This window comes from Nostoc sp. LEGE 12454, assembly GCF_056620565.1.
The window spans coordinates 1-17,386 of sequence record NZ_JBWQXL010000075.1 but is presented as its reverse complement, the minus strand read 5'-3'; the positions used below and the strand labels follow the sequence as shown (position 1 = coordinate 17,386).

General features: G+C 40.9%; 20 protein-coding genes. 6 read left to right on the top strand and 14 right to left on the bottom strand.

The features are described 5' to 3' along the window. Window positions 1-171: 171 nt before the first annotated feature. The 4 genes from AC1F2U_RS33295 to AC1F2U_RS33280 form a co-directional block, all read right to left on the bottom strand. Window positions 172-522: a hypothetical protein gene (locus AC1F2U_RS33295; protein WP_480265020.1), complete on the bottom strand. Its 351-nt coding sequence runs from the start codon at window positions 520-522 to the stop codon at window positions 172-174. Between the two features lie 82 nt (window positions 523-604). Further along, window positions 605-883, bottom strand: a complete 279-nt coding sequence (locus AC1F2U_RS33290) for a hypothetical protein (protein ID WP_480265019.1) — start codon at window positions 881-883, stop codon at window positions 605-607. Window positions 884-916: 33 nt separating this feature from the next. Further along, entirely contained in the window at window positions 917-1,333 is a 417-nt protein-coding gene (locus tag AC1F2U_RS33285) for a hypothetical protein (protein ID WP_409882986.1), read from the bottom strand. 464 nt (window positions 1,334-1,797) lie between these two features. Further along, window positions 1,798-5,169 carry an RNA dependent RNA polymerase gene (locus AC1F2U_RS33280; protein ID WP_480265018.1) on the bottom strand — a complete coding sequence of 1,124 codons (3,372 nt, stop codon included), beginning with the start codon at window positions 5,167-5,169 and terminating at the stop codon, window positions 1,798-1,800. Window positions 5,170-5,204: 35 nt separating this feature from the next. Here AC1F2U_RS33280 and AC1F2U_RS33275 point away from each other — a divergent pair, with 35 nt between their 5' ends. Continuing rightward, on the top strand, window positions 5,205-5,336 hold the full coding sequence (locus tag AC1F2U_RS33275) for a hypothetical protein (protein ID WP_258169890.1): 132 nt from the start codon (window positions 5,205-5,207) through the stop codon (window positions 5,334-5,336). An 85-nt stretch (window positions 5,337-5,421) separates the two neighbouring features. Further along, complete coding sequence (locus AC1F2U_RS33270; protein ID WP_480265017.1) at window positions 5,422-5,748, top strand: hypothetical protein; 327 nt, start codon at window positions 5,422-5,424, stop codon at window positions 5,746-5,748. A gap of 128 nt (window positions 5,749-5,876) precedes the next feature. Here AC1F2U_RS33270 and AC1F2U_RS33265 read toward each other — a convergent pair whose 3' ends face one another. Then, a complete protein-coding gene (locus tag AC1F2U_RS33265; protein ID WP_480265016.1) occupies window positions 5,877-7,016 on the bottom strand; it encodes a hybrid sensor histidine kinase/response regulator in 1,140 nt (379 codons plus the stop codon). Window positions 7,017-7,755: 739 nt separating this feature from the next. Between AC1F2U_RS33265 and AC1F2U_RS33260 the strand changes: the two genes are divergently transcribed. Beyond that, entirely contained in the window at window positions 7,756-8,475 is a 720-nt protein-coding gene (locus AC1F2U_RS33260; protein WP_480265021.1) for a response regulator, read from the top strand. 163 nt (window positions 8,476-8,638) lie between these two features. On the opposite strand, the gene AC1F2U_RS33255 is transcribed toward AC1F2U_RS33260, so the two are convergent. The 6 genes from AC1F2U_RS33255 to AC1F2U_RS33230 all read right to left on the bottom strand — a co-directional run bounded on the left by AC1F2U_RS33255 (window position 8,639) and on the right by AC1F2U_RS33230 (window position 13,135). Further along, window positions 8,639-9,475 carry a ThiF family adenylyltransferase gene (locus tag AC1F2U_RS33255; protein ID WP_480265015.1) on the bottom strand — a complete coding sequence of 279 codons (837 nt, stop codon included), beginning with the start codon at window positions 9,473-9,475 and terminating at the stop codon, window positions 8,639-8,641. Between the two features lie 63 nt (window positions 9,476-9,538). Next, window positions 9,539-10,231, bottom strand: coding sequence for a hypothetical protein (locus AC1F2U_RS33250; RefSeq protein WP_480265014.1), 693 nt, complete (start codon window positions 10,229-10,231; stop codon window positions 9,539-9,541). Then, window positions 10,215-10,973: a hypothetical protein gene (locus tag AC1F2U_RS33245; protein WP_480265013.1), complete on the bottom strand. Its 759-nt coding sequence runs from the start codon at window positions 10,971-10,973 to the stop codon at window positions 10,215-10,217. Before AC1F2U_RS33245 ends, AC1F2U_RS33250 begins: the two co-directional genes overlap by 17 nt. Then, window positions 10,946-11,770 carry a hypothetical protein gene (locus AC1F2U_RS33240; protein WP_480265012.1) on the bottom strand — a complete coding sequence of 275 codons (825 nt, stop codon included), beginning with the start codon at window positions 11,768-11,770 and terminating at the stop codon, window positions 10,946-10,948. The genes AC1F2U_RS33245 and AC1F2U_RS33240 overlap by 28 nt, the downstream gene beginning before the upstream one ends. A gap of 151 nt (window positions 11,771-11,921) precedes the next feature. Further along, window positions 11,922-12,359 carry a hypothetical protein gene (locus tag AC1F2U_RS33235; protein ID WP_480265011.1) on the bottom strand — a complete coding sequence of 146 codons (438 nt, stop codon included), beginning with the start codon at window positions 12,357-12,359 and terminating at the stop codon, window positions 11,922-11,924. A gap of 5 nt (window positions 12,360-12,364) precedes the next feature. Next, complete coding sequence (locus AC1F2U_RS33230) at window positions 12,365-13,135, bottom strand: hypothetical protein (RefSeq protein ID WP_480265010.1); 771 nt, start codon at window positions 13,133-13,135, stop codon at window positions 12,365-12,367. Here AC1F2U_RS33230 and AC1F2U_RS33225 point away from each other — a divergent pair. Beyond that, window positions 13,134-13,697, top strand: coding sequence for a Uma2 family endonuclease (locus tag AC1F2U_RS33225; RefSeq protein WP_228675019.1), 564 nt, complete (start codon window positions 13,134-13,136; stop codon window positions 13,695-13,697). The genes AC1F2U_RS33230 and AC1F2U_RS33225 overlap by 2 nt on opposite strands. A gap of 172 nt (window positions 13,698-13,869) precedes the next feature. Here AC1F2U_RS33225 and AC1F2U_RS33220 read toward each other — a convergent pair whose 3' ends face one another. Further along, entirely contained in the window at window positions 13,870-14,448 is a 579-nt protein-coding gene (locus AC1F2U_RS33220) for a siphovirus Gp157 family protein (RefSeq protein ID WP_273770231.1), read from the bottom strand. 2 nt (window positions 14,449-14,450) lie between these two features. Further along, on the bottom strand, window positions 14,451-14,642 hold the full coding sequence (locus AC1F2U_RS33215) for a hypothetical protein (RefSeq protein WP_094353305.1): 192 nt from the start codon (window positions 14,640-14,642) through the stop codon (window positions 14,451-14,453). Between the two features lie 140 nt (window positions 14,643-14,782). On the opposite strand from AC1F2U_RS33215, the gene AC1F2U_RS33210 reads away from it, so the two are divergent. Then, window positions 14,783-15,034: a hypothetical protein gene (locus tag AC1F2U_RS33210; RefSeq protein WP_414517131.1), complete on the top strand. Its 252-nt coding sequence runs from the start codon at window positions 14,783-14,785 to the stop codon at window positions 15,032-15,034. Between the two features lie 55 nt (window positions 15,035-15,089). Next, window positions 15,090-15,713 (top strand): hypothetical protein, encoded by a 624-nt coding sequence (locus AC1F2U_RS33205; protein WP_480265009.1) that lies wholly within the window; start codon window positions 15,090-15,092, stop codon window positions 15,711-15,713. A 162-nt stretch (window positions 15,714-15,875) separates the two neighbouring features. Here the strand turns inward: AC1F2U_RS33205 and AC1F2U_RS33200 are convergent, their stop codons facing one another. Beyond that, window positions 15,876-17,231, bottom strand: a complete 1,356-nt coding sequence (locus AC1F2U_RS33200; protein WP_480265008.1) for a hypothetical protein — start codon at window positions 17,229-17,231, stop codon at window positions 15,876-15,878. Window positions 17,232-17,386 lie beyond the last annotated feature (155 nt).

Below are 17,386 nucleotides of genomic sequence, written 5' to 3'. Positions count from 1 at the left end.
AAAGTACACCTATAGGAGGCTCAATCTTACTTACGGGTGTTATTGAAAAATGGGTGGCTAAGATGCTTATGGGGGAAGGCTTTTAGCCTTAGCGTACAATTTTCCCGTTTTGGCACGGTGATGCCAAGTTTGTATGTTAGTTAAGGCTATCGGGGAAAAAAAATCCTAAGATTAAAAGGAAATACGTTTAAATTCCCAAACTAACATCGGCCACTCATAATCATCAGAATCAACTACAGTTATGTACCATCTAAAAGAGGCTGTATACCTCTTTAATTCCATTGACTTAACTAACATATTATCTTCATCAGTAGTATCGTATCTATGACCGACTTGAATTAAATCACCTTCTCTTGTAATGGGCACTTCACATTCATAAAAAACAATGCCTCCATCGTCACCTATGGCAACGGGGAAGACATCAGGCGAAAAGGGATAAGCAATAACATACTGTTCTTGTTTTTCGGTTAGCTCAATACCACATTCTTTAACAATCTTCCGAGCTATTTCCGAGCGGTTCATGGTCAAAATTAATAATTATTAAGTGTCTGTGTCGGTGGTCAAAAGCTTATTGTTTATTTTACTTTATAAGAGAGGTAATAAATTAATTAAGTGTTAAATAATCAAAAATTTCTGTCTGTTCTAACTCACTTAAAAAGCCAGCTAATGCAAATGGGCATTTACAACTTAGCTCTTGTTCTATAAAATCAGCATTTAGGTGATATTCTAGGCACACAATCTCAAAAATATCTTCAGTGGTTAATTCTAGATTTTCATCTAATTCCACTATCCGCGTTTCTATTAATTGAATTAGCTCTTTAATAGAGAAGTAAATTTTTATTTTGTCAGAGATTATTAGCTGATTTATTTTAGCAACTATCATTTTTAACTCTGCTCTTCTTTTTAAAGGTAATCTTCAAATAGGAAAATACTGTTGTAAGATTGGGTACAAAGAATTAGCAATTGCCTCAAACTTATCACCGTCTGGATAGGGACGAGAAATTTCCTCCCCATCTTCATTCAACCACTCTTGCCGTATGGGAGTGTACTCAAGCGATAGAATTGCAGTTCTCCACCATCCCGATAACGCTAGATGTTCACCAGACCAAAATAGCCGAAAATCAACCTTATTATTTCGATAAACTTCACTAATAGGATTAGAATAAGGACGATTTTTCGGATTAAAATTTTCGGTAAAGTAGCCTTGAAAATCAATTGTTATAAAACCTTTTTCAATTTCTGCTGTTAATTTAAAGCGAGAGTTTGGATAATGAGCAGATAATATTTTGGCGGCGGCTAATTCAAATTCTATAGGTAAAGTAGATAAACTCATTAATTAATAATTTCCTTGAATACCGATGCAAACATCATTGAAAAACTGATACACTTGATAAAAAATATCTGTCATTTATGGATAGGCTTACGCTGCAATCAGGCAAATAGCCAACTCCAATTTTAATGATAAGTTTGATAAATTCATAGCTTTTCTTTGCTGCCAACTCATGACCACATTAGGGACACGTTAGCTGAGTTTTCCCAGGCTTAACATCTTCAATTGAGACTAAGGTTTTCTCCTGAGCAACACCATACCTAAGCCACATCTGCAAATATCCTTTATTTGATACACCATTTTTATGGGCTTTACTTCGGTTTGAAAATATCTTTAATATATCAAAGAAAAGCTACTCTAAAATCAATATTTTTTAAGAAAAAGTCTTATTGGGGTTTTAAAGTTAATCGTAAATTTATAAAAGCGCCTATACTATTTTACGCATTTAAATAATTTTATTTACCACTTTAGTTCAACTCTATATCCTGACTGCTAACATGGTGTCTATTATGTGATAACTCATGTTTTCTGTGAAGTAATCGCTCTCTCTCTAAAATCATCACTTCTAGCTCACTCGCACGTTCTTCTGAAAGTGGAAATATCTCCTCACCCGTCTGGAGATTACCTCGACAAATCGTCCGTTTACCTTCATTCCGAACAATAAAATCACCACTGGGTTGCACATAAGCAGTCCAATGGCTACCAATTTTAAACTGCTCAATTTCATTACTTGCAGATTGATTGGCTTGTCGCTGTTCGTAGGTAGTAGCGATCGCCCCTACTAAATTATCAAACATTTCTTTACGCCAGAGTTCACGGTGAATGGCTCGGAATTGCACAGCAGTATCTAACTTTGGTTCTGATTCCGGTAATGGAACTTCTGGCAGATTGATTGACTCAGGATTAACCTTGAGGATAACACTAGAGCCATCTGGTTGCAAAGTAGCTGCAAATGTAGCACTAATCGGCAGTTTCGGACTGTCAGGAGCAAAAGTGCCTAAATTCTTGCTATCAATCTGTAATATTGGTGTACCGTTGTAACGATAAAATTCTGGGTGTGATTCGGGTAACTCAAAAACTCCTACTTCCAGAGTAACACTGCGCTTTTTCCATTGCTTACTAGCAAAGTTTTCATTAGCAAAGTCGTTGTATTTGATACCCAACACTTTAATTTCATCAAACTGAAAATCCTGAAGCTGTTGACATACTTCCTCTGTAAACAGGTTATATGCCAAAGCACCAACACCTGAATCCTGACGTGATGTTGCCCAACTATGATCTGCTGGAGGAATAATTCTCAAATCCTTCGGGATATTAAGTTCATCTAAATCGTTAATGTTTTCGCCAAATTTAGCAGTTAATTTATCAACTACTTTGGGGGATAAGTCTTTCAAAGCAAATTCAATCAGAGGTAATTGAGGATGAATAGTGGCATCAAATTTAATTCCCTTTTGTTCTAAAGATTCTTTCCATTTAATAGCACCTGCACCGAAAGGAACACTCAAAACATAAATATCCTGTGGTAATGCAACGCTTGGCAGTTCATAATCGTGCTGAAACGAAAACGTAATTTCCATCTGTTCTGCCAGCTTTAAACAGTCTTTGCGATGCCGATCTAATTCTGGGCGGGTGTGTTGTGTGTGCCACAGTGCCGCCGCCCCTTCTCTGCGAGACGCTACGCATTGGTGGAGCCTGTCCGCACGACTTACAAATCGTTCCTCTGAAGTGGTGAATAATTCATCAATTTCTGCCCGATAGCTTTCGTAGAGCTTCCCTAGTTCCTCATTAAATGCTTCCCTGTCATCTCCCACCCGTTCCTTAATTTCGTCTCTAGCTTGCTGAAACCTTGTTTTCAGTTCTTCTGCCCATTCCAAGGCATCTACAGATAGCGTCTCTTTAGGAAACAGGTAGCGAAACTCATGCCTATCTCTGCTAGGAATGCGTGTTGGTTCCCACAAAGGATTGACAACTTCTCTGGCAATAACGTTAATTGAGCCAGGTGCATCCGCAGGCATGGCAAAGGAGCGATAAAGCCGTTCATCTTTCTTAAAGTCAAAGAAGTAACTGGGGTGAGACTCTGACCATTTTTTGGCATCGGCGAGTAAATTTTCCCCACCTATTTCCTTGATATCTTCCAATCTTTCTGCACTTTTGGGCGAATCTACCTCAACCTGAAGTGCCTGAAATAGACGGTTTAGTAGCTTCCTTTGTCGTTTTTCAAAGCGCTCTACATTCTCATTATCTTGGGGCATCGATGACTGTACACGCCCAATATTTGTTGCTACTAGCCCTACTTTATTTTGACTGCTGGCAGCAGCAATCTCTGCTAAATTTTTGTATTTTAAGTTGCCTTCTTCATCTCTGATTTCCGTATACGCGAGCTTAGGGCGTTGTTTAACTGGCTCAAATCTTCCCGGTTCACCTGCGCGAAGAGTTTCTTGAGCAATATTAGGCAGTTTACTGGCAGAACTGACCATTAATTGGTCGCCGTCAAAATCGGCTTGGTGGTATTCCTCGGCATCCTTCGGGTGAATCCAAACTACATTGCGAGTTTTTCTCAATTCTGGGTCGTGGATGTTTTGGTAGAGGCGGATGTTGTCGGAGTTGACAATGGGGTAACGGGTGAGAATTACATCTCCTTCCGGTAGATGGGGTACACAGATTGTGCCACGAGTTAGGCGATCGCATGGCATTGCCATACCCGAATTATGGTTGTATCCTCCCTTAATCGCTAAGTCACGCCATTGATTGGCTATGTAATCGGTAGCAAACTTGCGGAATTTGGGGGTTTCAATCAATTGACCATATTTATCGCTGCGGAGTAGGGAAATCCAACGAGATTCCTGTGCTTGGTTGTTAGCATTACCCTCAATTTCGTTAAAAGCTTCTTCTGACTGCTCTTGCTGCGATCGCTGTTGTTTGTCATATTGTTGAATGATATATTTTGCTAACACCAAGGGATTGCGCTGCAACTCAGCAAGTTCTCTAGCTTTTTCTTCGGTGGGTTTGCTCAAATCTTCTTTGACTGCTTCTTCTGAGTACCAAATGGTAAACTGCCAACTATTATCGTAGCTGGTGGCTTTGGCGTTACCTCGATTACCGATTACTGCTTGGGGAAACTCATAGTCACCGCAGGGTATTAAGTTTTTGAGTTCCGACTTTTTAATGCCTTTAATTGAGGAACGATCCATAATAATGTCGTAGCCTTGGGCATCAGTCAAATTGGCATCGGGTAGGAAAGTACCTTTGGACAAGAAGCTGGTTTTTGGGCACTGAGAATTATCTGGTTCAGCCCAATTACTCCTCCAGGCAAACCGAAATTGGAATGGACAATTGCCTTCTCCTCCCAATTGTTTGGCAAGTTGAGGCGAAATCTTGCCGTGACAGTCTCCTGTTTTATAATGAGCATACTGTGGGTCTTCAAAGTCCACAATTTTAACTCGCAGCCCTGTAAAAGTTTCTGAGCCTTTGTAGCAATTACTAACTAGTAAAGAACCATAGCGACAGGCAGTATCTGGTTCTATAGCGAATAAGCGTCTAATTTTTTTATGCAGTGAACCATCAGCAAAGTAATAACTATTGCCAGAACTGAAAGCTAACTTGCGTCGGATTCCATCCTGAAAGGTTCTTTGTCTTAAATGGTTGGCATCTGGATTTTTACTGTCAATTTTAACCAGTAGTAGAGATTGTAAATCTTCTGCTTCAAACATCTGTTCGAGCAGAGAATTTTTAATGATTTCTGGTTCAGATAAATATCTCCCCTTACCATTGTTATACGACCCATCAAAGATAGGTATGCTCAAACCAGAACCTTCTAAGACTCTAGTGCTTAAATCCATTACCAATCATCTATTAGATAGCTTATCTAGCAAGCATGAGACTCCAATATTCACCTTGGCACGAAATTACACTGGATAAAATCATCCAAGTGGATAATTTACTGATTTCATGGCAGACGGTATTTTATACGGTATTAGCTCTGCTAGCAGACTTCCAAGAAAGTTAAATAGCTAAACAGCGCTTTTAATCGTATCATAATTTTTCTACTGTGTTACTTAAAGTACACAATTTTGAAGCTACCACTAGATTTTATGAATAAAAGAATTCAACGGCTAGAAGATGGTTTATTAGTAATGCTTTATGACGATGACCCAGATTCACCAGGAGATGAGTTGATCGTTCCTTCTGATGATATATCCCAAGATGAGCATTACCCCGAATATGCTCATCTCAAACCTGGTGAAAGCATAATAATTAAGGAAAATCCTATCAAACCTACATCAGGTTCTTATTATCCAAGTGGATATGAAGATTTAGATGAATTTCTCAATAGCAGTCCTGGGGCAATTGATAGACTAGGTGATGAAAGTTCAACTACTCGTGGTTGGCGTCCACCTGAACCAGATGAATCTTGGTAAAACTTCCCTTAAGAGGCACGCATTAATAAGTTACCTTTTTGAATAACTGAAAACCTTGATTATCAGTTTTTTGATAAAGTAGGTAGTTTATTTCGGTGCAAATCCTTAAGCTCGATTTACCAAATTTTTTATGCTGATAACATTTTTGAATACGCTGTTTGCACAGGTAAATAAACTGTGAAGATACTGCCTTTCCCAACAGTCGATGAAACAGAGATATTCCCTTGATGGACTTCAACAATTTGACGGGACAAATATAATCCTAAACCGTTCCCCCGGCGTTGATGCTTGCCCTGTCGAAAGCGATCAAATAAGAGTAATTGTTCTTCTGGATTCATGCCAATACCTGTATCCTCTACTTCAATCGTTACCCCTTGAACAGTGGAATTGAGGCGAACTTCTACTGACCCAGCATCACAGAAGCGAATGGCGTTACCAACTAAGTTAGTGAGGAGTCGGCGTAGTTCCAGGCGATCGCCTTTAACCCTAACTAAAGAAGCTTCAGTACCCTCTGTCAAGACAGCTTTGAGAGTTAAATGTTTAACATTAGCCAAAGGCATTAGTTCTTGCACTACTTGCTGACATAATTCCCACAGATCAACCACAAAGAAATCCAAAGTTTTGCCTCCAGCTTCATACTGGTAAACTTCTAATAAGGTATCGACCATTGACAACAAAGTTTGGTTACTCTGAGCCATTTGTTCTAAAGATTCACGCATTGCTGATAAGGTATTGCCAAAAACACCTCTTTGCAGCAACTTTAGGAATTGGTCAGCAGCTATCAACGGAGTTCGCAGATCGTGAGTGAGGCGGGTCACAAAATCTTCCCGTCGCTGACTAAGGAACAGTTGTTCGTCCATACTGTGTTTCAGTCTCAACAAAGCCCGCACCCTGGCCAGTAATTCCTTCTTATCTACCGGCTTGCAAATAAATTCATCTGCACCTGCATCTAAACCTTTGACGACACTTGATTTTTCAGAACCTGTCACCAGCAAAATTGGGATAAAAGGTAAGTTTGAATTGTGCTTAATTTGCCGAGTAACTTCATAGCCATCCATATCCGGCATCACTACATCAAGCAGTACTAAATCGGGAGGATATTCAGCAATTTTTACCAATGCTTCAGCACCACTGTCGGCTATGATCACGTTGTATCCCTTCAGCTTCAAAGTGACTTGCAGCAAGCGGAGGCTGTCAGCTGAGTCATCCACCAGCAGAATTCTTTGGTTTCTTTGTTCTGAAGTTATATTCCAAGATAAAGTGTTCATAAAACGCCTTTGATAAACCTAATTTCTTTTGAGCAGAGAAAAAAATAATAAAGCTAAATTTTGTTGTCAAAAGTGTATTTTCAAGCGCCATGCTAACCACTACGCAGCGATGAAGATTCATCAGATTTTTCTAAAAGTCAAGGCATTGGTCAATATAATTACTAATTCGTAATACTCGCCTCTAACGAGAAGCAAGCTACGTAATTGGTAATTAAGAAACTGGTTATAGTCTCCCATCTCTACAGGTCACAACCTTATGATTGAGGTCTAAATTTCCATGCATAACGTAATTACGAATTGTTAATCTGGCTATGTTATGTGTAAGAGCCAAGGTTCTCACTTAAAAATAAGCTACATCCTCCTCTAAGTGTGATGTGGACACAAGTCAGAATAAACTGTATTGGTTTCAGTTTAACTTCAGTGCTTTTATATTTTTTTATACTTTAGGAAGATTTTTTCAGAGAATTTTCAGATTAAACGATGTCCATTTTGAACACTGGAGCTTTTTCAACAGCTAGTTGAGATATGTAGCCCTTGATATATGAACTTTTCAGCCAATACTGTAAAAACTACTGGTTTCAACCTAGATAAGGTTTAATAACATTGAAATGCCGCTTTGCATCTCAATAGCCACATTTTGGCTAAATAGCTAAAATTTTTCGTCCAATGGAGTAATCCTTTCCTTGAAACCATATTCGACAGTTAAAAAAGTATAGTTACCAAGCTGCTGAGGTAAATGATGGGAGATATTCGAGTAGCAATTATTGAAGACCACAGCTTAACGCGGATTGGGATGCGTAGTTCTCTCAACGAGCAAGAAGGTATTCAAGTCGTGGGTGATGAAGCTACAGCATCTAATGGGTTGAAACTGCTCCAAAGTACAAAACCAGACATAGCGATCGTTGATATTGGCTTGCCGGATAGAGACGGAATATGGCTGGTGCACCAGTTTCGGGAATCTCTAGTGTCGGAAACTACTGCACAAACTAAAGTAATAATGCTTACTTCGTTTGCCAAAGAGCAGATGGTACTGGCAGCGTTTGCAGCTGGGGCAGACTCTTACTGTGTGAAGACAATTAAGTTCGAGTTGTTGCTGGAAGCGCTGCATATCACCCATGAAGGTCAGTCTTGGATTGATCCAGCGATCGCTCGTATTGTTCTCAAGCATACTCGTCAAGGAGCGGCGGCTATGGTGAAACCGAATGCTACTCAGACGGTGACGATCTCTGCAATTGATCCAGAACAAGCAAGCATTCTGCAAGCAGATCCATTGACAAATCGGGAACTGGAAGTCTTAGAGTTAATTGTCCAAGGCTATAGCAATAACGAGATTGCCCAGAAACTCTATCTCAGCTTGGGAAGTGTAAAAGTATATGTGCGTGGGGTTTTGAACAAGCTTTGTGCAAGCGATCGCACCCAAGCAGCTGTATTAGCGTTGCGGGCTGGTTTGCTTAATTGAAGTCACTGTACAGAAGCTGCTGTACAGTGCTTGATTGTTAACTTGAGAGGGGAGCGATGTCTACGACGGTCACTGAGCTTTGTCGTACCACTTCCCTACGGGACGCTACGCAAATGTGGAAGCAAGCTACGCGCAGCGTCTCGTGGAGAAATGCGGGCTACGCCTACGCGCAGGATTGACCGAGGAGAATCGTCTGCATAATACTAACTTGCGTTGTATACAAGGATTTTCCGCTACCACTTTCTAAGTCGAAATAAGTAGCAAATCGTCGTAGTTTTCCCGTCGTCAATTGCAACAAATAATCAAAGGCTTCCGCAGCAACTCGCTGGTTAATGCTCAAGGACTGGCTATTAAGCAAGGCCATTTGTTCACAGGACAAGTTGTTGTCTGCCAACTCTTCTAGTTGTGAAACCAGTAGGTCAGGTTGCTGTATAGTTGGCGCAGGTAAGCGAAAGCAGCCCAAAGCCTCGAAATCATAGTCATTGGGGTTAGTAGACAGATGAGAACCTAATAGTACCTGACCACTACGCTTGGAGTTACCGCAATCTAAATGCCAAATGTGAGGCGCAGGGCGATGAGTGTTGTGCTGAAGTACTTGGGTAATTGACTTTCTGGCTTTGGCATTATCTACGCAAGCAGTGACAACAATCAGGGTATTGTAACTGGGAACAATCCATTTGGATTGGAAAGGTTGAGCGATCGCTGTAACTTCCATCTTCCAAGCCAGGGAGTAGCGCAACGCCAACGTTTTGGCTTTGTTGAGTCCAATTTCTGCATCACAGAAGCACTGGCGTAAAACGTTAGCCGACTCAACACGATCCGGGTCAACAAAGTAGAGTTTCACCTGTTTACCTTGCTGAGAAAGAACTCTACCTAACCGAACCAAAGAAGGAGCCAACCAAGAACCAGTACCGCCGCATCCAACTAGCCACAGTTCTATTTTCGAGTAGTTGACAGTCACGACAGGAGAAGCATTTGCCAAATCAAGATTTAGCTCCATAGTAAGCTTGGTTAAAGTTGATATAAGTATTGGTGAGGAGACAAGCATTTGCTAAATTGAAATTCATCTCCATAGCTTCTCCATCACATTTACAGGCGGTACATCGGTACTGTAAAATTTACAGCCAGATGAAAGTGAGACATCAACCATAAAAAAGTCTCGGTCGATGTCAAACACTGCTCTAGCAGGTACATCCCAACAGTGGCGAAACAGACCAACCCGTAATTTAATCTCTGGTTTCAGGGTATTAATTCTACCTAGTACTCCATAGATGCGAAAGCCAGATTCATCAGCATTATCGGTGGTAGAGAAAAAGGCAGGTAAGGAACCGTGGGAATGGATGTCTACAGCCGCTTTCTGGTGGGAAGAGTCACTGCCAGAATGAGTTGGTTGGCAGCTAGTTAGAGTTTGAATTTGCTCTGGGACTTGTAAATCCCAGTCTGCATCAGCACAGTGGAGGTGAAAGAGAATTTCATGAAATTGATTGCCAGCTTGATAACTCGACCGCCACATTTCCAGTAGTAGCGGTTTGGGAATTAAAGGAGTGACTTTGAGATAAGGTGTTAGGTGAGGTAGCCCTTTGATAGTTTGGGAACACAAGCAAATAGGCATTAATACCTCTATGCCAGGACGAATGGCTCTAGCAAAGATGCCATTTCCGGCATAAAGGTACTCTAGTCCACTACTGGTGTGTGTTGGCAGAGATGAAGTTGTGACAATTTTGTAACCAATAATGCCCTCAAGCAATGGGTTCATCGAGGATTTCCTGCACAAGCATAGCGACACTTTTCTGATTGCCGATAGGCACAAGGTCAGATACAGGATAGGTTGCGCGTCTACATCTTTTGTGCAGTTTTAGAAGTTGCTGGCGAACATCCTTGCGGTATTTTTGTGATTTACTTATTGTTAAATGGTTGGTGAAAATACTGGAAATAAACAAATTCCAAGCATGGTTAATTGATAGACCATTAGCAGCAGGTGGTTCGTTCACTCCCCAACACACCTGTCCAGAACTGTAGACATTGGGTAGTGGCACATGAAAAGCTGCTGCTTGAGGGGTAAACTCCTGTTCTTGAATTGCCCAAACCCAGTACTTTAATCCCTTGCCCACAAAAACTATTGCAGGTAGCGGAACGGTTAAAGATGCAAGTTCATCACAATTGATTGTATGAGTGGCTGGTGGGATAAATTTTACCAAATATGTGTCTGTACTGCCCGTACCCCAGCGCACAATTCCTGGTTCCATCCAACCAGTATCAATTGGTTCGTTGCTGAAAGCAGTTCTTAGGGCTGCGGGTGAGATACATTTGTAAATATGAGCATCGGCAATTTCTTTGTCTCGGTGGTGGAAGATGTAAATGCCATCCAAAAACAGCAATTCTGCTTGAATTACTGGAGATTTTCGGGGAGGGTCTGCCAAAATTGCTAGTAGAATTTCGCTGGATAGAATTGCTGTAGATGTAACGTCGATTAACGTGGTTTCAATGCTTGTTTCCATAGTTTTAGTAGGATTTGAGCATGAGGTTTTAAGTCTGCTTCTAGCCAATCAATTAAGTTGGCTGCACAGTTCAGCATTCGGTTTGCTTGCAGCCATTTTCTGGTGAGCAAATCAATAGATGCTTTTGACCAAGGTAGAGAGGCGCAGTAAAGTTGGTAGTAATAATCGTCTGCGTACTCGTCCAGCCAAAGGTTTTTAGTTTCATGGTCTAGCAGCTTTAAAGTTAAAGGCAGAAACTTTAAAGGATTATCTAAGTGATGACACTGCTGTTTCAGTTTTTTGTGGTCAATTTTGTCTGGGTGGTCGATGTCACTGTACGCAATTTCGTGAATTGCAAATTCACTATCAAACCAATCGCTACCTTCTGGGTGTATGTCATCAAGCCAACGGCGACTGTCATAGCTAAAAGGTAAAAGTAGTTGCCAACCATCTTTGAGATGTTCAATTTCTCCATCCATTGTCCAGTCAATACCCATTGGGGTAATAGGAATGCTGTGCAATCTTTGTTCATAGGCTGTTTCTACAGTCCAGTGAGATAACGGAAACAGATGAGTGTAAATAAGTACAATGAATTCCAGTTCTCTGGGACTATGGCAATCTACATCTGTAGGTGAGTAAATAGTGGCTTGGCTGGCTTTCCATTCGGTGGGAAAATAGTGCTGATACAGTGCTAGTAAGGAGTAAATGTTGAGTTGGGTTTCTAGATAATCAAGTGATTCTGTGCCATCTAAGGTAAATTGGCACTGATAAAGACTATAGATTGCCTCTGCCATACTGAGGGGTACGAGGTGAGACATATTTTAGTGCAACTCGTTATTATGGGGGTCGGAATTGAATAACAAAGAGACAGAGGTAGAGTGTGGGGTCTACTTCAATCGAAATGCTAACTGCTGTAATGTGGATAATCATTTATCCCTAAAGTCAATTTCCAACTCCTTTTATCAGCACTCAAAAACCTTCAGGGATAGCGCTAGAGGTGGGAGTGCAGGCTGTTAGGGATTTTAGGGTTTGGTTGAGTGACTCAGAAAATTCTGTTCCAGCTGCGATCGCCTCTTCAATCTGGACTGATAGCTGTCCTGCATTTTGCCAGTCAATTCCAGTGATGACCTGACGTTGACGCATTTGGTAGCACATTTGGACTGCGGGGTTGATTTCTTCAGGAGCGACTATCAGGCAATCTAGAGAAGAAGTACCTTTTTTACCGGGCTTCTTGATGATGTGAATGGGTTCTCCTGGTTTCCGCTCAATGTCTGCGTTTGCCAGTTCAGCGCAAAGAGGAGTGAAGGCATCCCGTAGTAATTGGTCGTCAACCGCGATCACTTCTGGAATCCAGTGTTGTTGACCTTCGTAGATGACAAGTAATTTGTTATTATTTGTAGTAGTCATGGCATTTAAAAAAGTGATATTTGCGTAGTATTACTTGCTGGTTTAGTAGTATCTGATCTAGCAGTCTCCATGCGAACTGGAGTCTGGGTAGTGGGCGGTTTATTGGTTTTGACAGCTTTAGTCTGGGCTATATTCCGGCGAATTTGGCGATTAGGAAAATCGGCTTTGAGTTCGTCCAGTAATTGAACAATTGCAGGTGGAAAATCACCGAGTTCTTCTTGATTGAGGATGGTAACTACAGGGAAATCACCGTGACTACTGGCAGCAATCATTACAGGTCTATCTCCTGTTTGTTCTGTAGGTAGTAGCGTGATAACGATTTGAACTTTGCATTGCTCGAAAATAAATGGTTCTAGTTGATTTACCTTGTTGGTAGCAGATGTTTCTATGTCATCGTCGTCTAACTCATGAGAGTCGATTTCATCTTCGGCGTAGCTATTTTCATCACTTACTGGTTCTAAAAGTTGCAAGAAGTTAGGTTTACCTGCACGCAAACGTTCCCTGTCAAATAGCAATCCTAAAGCTTGGAACTGTTCTTCAGCAGTGGTTTTTCCCTGTTGTTCTGAGATATAAGATTTTAAGGTTTCAGATGTAACAGTGAGGTTGGCTTTGACAATGGCCTGTTCTGGTGTTAGCCATTTTGCGGTCATAGCTTTTTTAGCCTTGTTAACTGGTGTGCAAGCGGTTGTGGCGGTAGCCAGAAGTTGAAACTGTTTTTGAGAGTAGGGTACTGCTAGACTAAAACATATCCCCTCTGCTTTTCTCGACTGAGCCATGTCTACGGTAATTACCCAATCCCTGACTCTGGAGGAGTTTCTCAAGCTACCAGAAACAAAGCCTGCAAGCGTTTACATTAATGGTGAGATTATTCAGAAGCCAATGCCAAAAGGGAAGCATAGCCGATTACAGTTAAGGTTGTGCAACAGTATCAACGATGTTGCCGAAAGCCTTCATGTTGCTTATGCCTTTCCAGAACTGCGGTGTAGTTTTGGTATCCGCTCAATAGTACCTGATGTAGCGGTTTTCAACTGGTCGCGTATTCCCTTTGCTGCTGATGGGGAAGCACCCAACGATTTTCTGCTTCCTCCAGACTGGACAATTGAAATTCTTTCTCCCGAACAAAGTTCAAATCGAGTCACAGGCAATATTCTCTATTGCTTAGATCATGGTTGCCAATTAGGTTGGTTAATAGACCCAGAAGATCGTTCAATTTTGGTCTTCCGTCCAAATCAGCAACCAGAACTTTTACAGGGTGATGAGCGTTTGCCAGTGTTAGCCGGGATAAACTTGGAGTTAACTGTAGCTCAGGTGTTTGGTTGGCTAAAAATGAGCAATTAGAGAAACAGATGAAACACTATTTATTTTAGAAACGAGGCTTAATTAACTTACGTTTGAACATATTTCACTTTCCTAGTGCCAACCTACTTAAGTATCAAAAAATAGTTATAAGTAGCAGCCAACAAAACAGTAAAATCCCTGCTGTTGGCTGATAAATCAGTTAAAGCTATTGTTAAGTTAAAAGAGAGTCTTTGAAGTCATGAATTGCTGTTGCTGTCAAAGCATAGATAACTCGGCGCTTACGTATGATGTGAGTGCCATCTACAGGAATACCTTTCTTCCAAGCAGCAATAATAGCTTTCTTGTCTGCTGAGTAAACAGTCTTTTCTCTGCGGTATTTTGGAGACAATTGTTCTGCATCTATCAGCACCTCACAACTTGGCGGATTTTCTTGAATTGTGATGCGAAGTGAATTACCAATCATTTGCTCAGGTAGAATTCCTGCGGCGGTTTGTTCTAAAATAGTTTCATCTAATTTTTGTCGCCAGCGTTCTAGTCTTAACAGTGCTGATTGATGTACAGCTTTTAGATGTTCTAGTCGTTGCTTAATAGCCACTATTTCAGCATCCAGTTGTAATGCTAATTCTGCTTGGATATCAACAACTTCTTCTTGAACTTCCTGAGTTTCCCAAATAGCGGTGATGATAGCAGCTTCTTCTTCAGGAGTCTGGCAATTAGTTAGCTGTTCCCAGAGATGAGCAGCAGTTTGGGAAAGTCCTGCTAAGGATTGTTGAGCGAGTGCTAAATTCATGACTACCACTCCTCACAAACTTGGTAATATTCATATTCAGCTTCAATCTGTTCTAATATAGCTATAGTGCCTGAATCTAAATTAGTATTGAAAGATAAATTGGAAGCATTTTCTTGTGTAGGCTGAAAATTTAAAATCGGAGGAGCAACAAATTTAGGTTTAAGTTTTGTTAAAATAGCTGTTAATTGTTGCATTGTTTTGGTTGTGTAACGCCATCAATTTTGGCGCGATAGCGCACCTATCTGTGTTGGTATTCTCCCAAGTTTTTAGGAATTAACTTAATTTCAGATTATTGTTATTTTGTCAATATCAAGCGTTAAAACTACAAATAGATATGAAGCTCATCAAAAAATCGGAAAAGCTACTCCAAGAAACAAAAATCATCGAGGAAACACAAGAACATAATTTTCAAATTGACATTATTAATATGCAAGAACCAATGCTTGAAGAACAGCCACAAATAGGTGGAAGTAATAAGGAAGCTAACTATATTCCAGCGCGTGATAATCCTATAGTCCTTTCTGTTGGTAAGACGGGATGGCAAGTTTCTGATATTTGGAAGGATATTAGATTAGATAAATTCTAGTTATTGTCTTGATGTTGTTCTTCTTGATTGCTAAAAGTTTAACAAACGTGTGGTTATGTTTACTGGGTACTATCCAATTATTCTTTATCCACCACTAGTGAGACGTTTATACACTAAAGATTCTACAAGTCAGGAGCATTTGAAAGCTTCGTTTCAAGGATGTGTTCAATTACCAAATGGAAATGGTACGGCCAAGCAAGGTGTCAGTGAAAAGCAATTTTTTCGCCATTTACTGTGTGCTTTTCTAGAGAATCTTATCTGTCAAGCGGTGGAATTTGAAATTCCTGGTTCATCTCGACGTTACTCGGCTGATTTTATCCTTTACCATCGGTTTTCTGGGTTAGCTCTCGATATTGAGATTGATGAACCTTATGCTGGAGATACAGGTAAACCTCACCACTGCATTGATGTTGATGACGATAAAATCCGTAACCGTTTTTTCTTGGAGCGCAATTGGGGTGTAGTGAGATTTGCAGAAGTTCAGGTAGTGCGTCATCCTTGGAGTTGTTGTAAGGCGATCGCTCAAATCATCGCTCGGTTGACTGGAGATGATAGTGTATTCATATTATTACAAAGATTGGCTGATGTCCCTTTACAAAAACAGTGGACAAAGCGTGAGGCTAGGCTGATGGCTAAGAACAATTATCGTCAGTCTTATTTACCAAAAATGGTAAAGTAAAACTAGAGATAGTACTTTCAATACTCATCTTTAATAGTCATATAGTCTCCCCAGAATAGGGCTACCATGTACACACAAGTATTTTGGAGTTGTTCCACACCGTTTTAATCCTGTACAAAGATATGTGTACACGGTAGATTATGGGTAAAAATTGGAAGGGTATTAGATCGATTTTGTCAACCTCGCGTTAACTAATCTTTTTGGTTTTCTGACGCATTGCTTTTTTGATTTGCGGTGTGACTTCCACTTACAAATGCTCATAGCGATAGAGCCAAAATCCCGACTGGCAAAGGCTGTTGTTTTATTCGCACTGTGCCAAATTGTATCCGCCTCAGTTGATTCAAGTGGAGGTGTACAGCGATCGCAATATCGGTCAAATAGTTGGCGTGGTTCGGGATGATAAGCGATTCGGTTTCTAGTGAGTAAATTAGATGTACCCAGTAGGTTACGAGCTAATTTGTAGCCAGCATTGTTTCTGTTTCCCTCGAATTCGCCATAAGTTAGTAAAGTGCGATCGCTCTTTGTTAAACAAATAGACAAAGGAACAGACACTCCGCTAGCGCGTAGTTGTTTAAGAGATGAGCCATTATCTCTGGTTGTAGCCTGTATTACTGTTCCTCGTCGGCAATGCAAGGTTGAGCGAGGGACAGTCACAGAAGGTTGCAGTAACGCTGTTTGTGGGTCGATAACTTCTCCATTTTTCGCTCTTGTGAGAAGTTGCACCCACTTGCGCCAACGTTGCTCAGAAAGTTCGTAGGGAAATAAGGCTGTAGAATCAAATGCGGTTTCTAGTTCTTCCACATTGTACTGACAGTTTGACCAATGCTCTAGGGTAATGGGGATGGTTGCACTCAATATTCCATCCACCACCCGTCTGCGAAGCATACCTGGCAGTCTCATGGAACGAGCTAAGTTGCAAATGGCTGGATCTGCGTTTTGGATAATCGTCAGTTGGCGATTGAGGTACAGCCATTCAGCAGGATTTAAGGAATGGCTGCATTTAAAGTAAACGTGCAGGGATTTTCCACCTGTATAAACTACGGCGGCGGGTTCCAAGTTCATTTCGTCCTTTAGCCAGTCTACAGCTTGTCGCTGCTCACTCAATGCCAAATCATCAATTTCGTAGAACAAACATTGGCATTGACTAACGTGGTGATTGCTGATTCCCTTGTCTGGTTGGTTGGGGTAAAAGCTGACTGTAGCACCAAGATATGACATTTTAAATGCCAATGCCCAACCATCAGCATAGCGTTTAGGTGTCAGTCGCCAGCAGGTATTGCCTTGTTTGTCTCGACCTCCGTAAGTACAGGAGTAGAGTTGAAATCCTTGCTGGGTGATTTTACCGCAGAGAATGTAGTGGGAGTAGACAAATTGACCATTGCGACAGTAGTTATTCCAGTTTTCAGGTATCATTTCTATGGGCAAATCCCAAGAAATCCTGAGCCAAATTTTGGTTCCGGTGGTAAAGCCTATTTGTCTAAGAAATTTAATGGTTGTTTGTCTGGGATTGAAAGTCATGGCAGTTACGCCTAGAGAGTTTATCCCTCTCTAAGGCATCATGTAAAAATAACTTGAACAATTTGCCGAATGGTTAGATGATCGGAATGTAACCGAATTAAAGGCTTATATGTCTGATAAGCAGGTAGTAGAAAGCATTCAAGACAAGTACGATT